Origin of the sequence: Pantoea sp. CTOTU49201 (genome assembly GCF_032054795.1) — a bacterium.
GTDB classification, from domain to species: domain Bacteria; phylum Pseudomonadota; class Gammaproteobacteria; order Enterobacterales; family Enterobacteriaceae; genus Pantoea; species Pantoea symbiotica.
In genome coordinates this window covers 1-2,074 of record NZ_DAMBSA010000589.1, presented here as the reverse complement: position 1 = coordinate 2,074, position 2,074 = coordinate 1, and the positions used below count along the sequence as shown (strand labels likewise).

The 2,074-nt window shown below is 54.5% G+C and carries 2 protein-coding genes; both read right to left on the bottom strand.

Going from position 1 to position 2,074, the window contains the following annotated elements; genetic code table 11:
* Positions 1–1,016, bottom strand: a 1,016-nt coding sequence (gcvT, locus tag RTY00_RS24145; RefSeq protein ID WP_312666656.1) for a glycine cleavage system aminomethyltransferase GcvT, incomplete at its 3' end; no start/stop codon positions are given.
* A 503-nt stretch (positions 1,017–1,519) separates the two neighbouring features.
* Positions 1,520–2,074, bottom strand: a 555-nt coding sequence (locus RTY00_RS24140) for an FAD-dependent monooxygenase (protein WP_312666655.1), incomplete at its 5' end; no start/stop codon positions are given.

The window sequence follows — 2,074 nt, the reverse complement described above, 5'->3', positions numbered from 1 at the left end:
ATCGCCTGCTCACCAATTCCGGCTGGCACACGCGCCAGCGCGATGCTGTAACCCAAGGTTGGTGAGAAGGATCCACTGGTAATAATACCTTGCTGCGGCTGACCTTGTTGATCGGTGAAGCGCACCGTTAACCCGTTACGCAGCACCCCTTTTTCGGTCATCACCAGGCCAACCAGCTTTTCGGTGCCGTGCTCGCGCTGAGCTTGCAGGGCATCACGACCAATGAAATCGCGATCGGCAGGTTCCCAGCTGATGGTCCAGCCCATATTGGCGGCGAGCGGCGAAACGCCTTCATCCATCTCCTGACCATACAGGTTCATACCCGCTTCCAGACGCAGCGTGTCACGCGCACCGAGTCCTGCCGGTTTAACGCCTGCGGCCAACAGCTGCTGCCAGAAAGCGGCGGCCTCATTCGCAGGCATGGCAATCTCATAACCCGCTTCGCCGGTATAACCGGTGGTAGCGATAAACAGGTTTTCTGCCTGCACGCCAAAGAAGGGTTTCATGCCGGCAACGGCATCACGCTGAGCGGCGCTAAACAGCGTTTGTGCTTTCTGCTGCGCGTTTGGACCTTGCACCGCTATCAGCGCCAGATCGTCACGCTCGGTCAGCTCCACGCCAAACGGCTGAGCATGCTGTTTAATCCAAGCCAAATCTTTCTCACGCGTGGCGGAGTTCACCACCAGACGGAAGAAATCTTCGCTCATAAAGTAAACAATCAAATCATCAATGACGCCAGCGGAGGCATTCAACATGCCGGTATACAGGGCTTTGCCCGGTTGGGTCAGCTTGGCGACATCGTTCGCCAGCAGATAACGCAGGAATTCGCGGGTACGTGCGCCGCGCAGATCGACAATGGTCATGTGGGAAACATCAAACATGCCGGCATCGTTACGCACCGCGTGATGCTCATCCATTTGCGAGCCGTAATGTAGCGGCATCATCCAACCGTGGAAGTCCACCATGCGCGCACCGCTTGCCTGATGCTGTTCGAATAGAGGCGTTTGCTGAGTCATAACCATCCTGTGAATACAAGTGAGTGTGACGCGCCTGCGTCGCCTTAGCAGGCTGACGCAAACGTTCTCTTTATGCTGAAGTTATCACCTAATGCGGCAATTAACCATGAGGAAAACGAGGGCGAAACACTACCACCATTCAATGAGCCACCGAACAGCCACCAGCATAAATCACTGCATTATTGTGATTAACCTCGCACAAAATACGACTAAATTACTTTCGTGCAGCAAATTGAGGGAATAGACGCCACAGGATTAAGAAATGCTCCGGCATGCGCAGGGCTATAGCATGAATTAAACTAATGCGAATTGAGGGGTAAAATTAGAATAAATCAAACGAGGTGCGATTGCGGTGCAGCGCTGCATCATTGCGGTGCAGCAAAGAAAATGGGGTTGATTTGGGCGTGATGGGTGTTTGTTGAAAGGTCGCCATGAATGGCGACCCTACGGATATTGGGCGGGGGTGCACATTGATCCGCACCTGGGATTTTTTGCTTAGGTGATTAGCGTATCCAGCTGGGTAGGTCGTTAAGCCCCATCGCCTGTTTCAGCATCAGCGGTTTGACGCCTGGCAAAGTATCGGCGAGCTTCAGGCCAACATCACGCAGTAGCTTTTTCGCCGGATGGGTGCCGGCAAACAGTTCGCGGAAGCCTTGCATCCCCGCCAGCATCATCGCAGCGCTGTGCTTGCGGCTGCGTTCATAGCGACGCAAATAGAGATGCTGACCAATGTCTTTGCCTTCCTGATGCAGGCGGCGAATTTCACCAATTAATTCGGCTGCATCCATAAAACCAAGATTCACGCCCTGCCCGGCCAGCGGATGGATAGTGTGGGCGGCATCGCCGACCAGCGCTAAACGGTGCGCAGCAAAGTTACGCGCATAACGTGCCGTCAGCGGGAAGGTTTTGCGTTCGCTCTCGACCTGACACAAGCCAAGGCGCATATCAAACGCCACCGACAGTTGCTGATTAAATAGCGCTTCCGGCATTGATTGCACGCGCGCCGCTTCCTGCGGGGAGAGCGACCAGACGATTGAGCATAAGTGCGGATCCTGCAT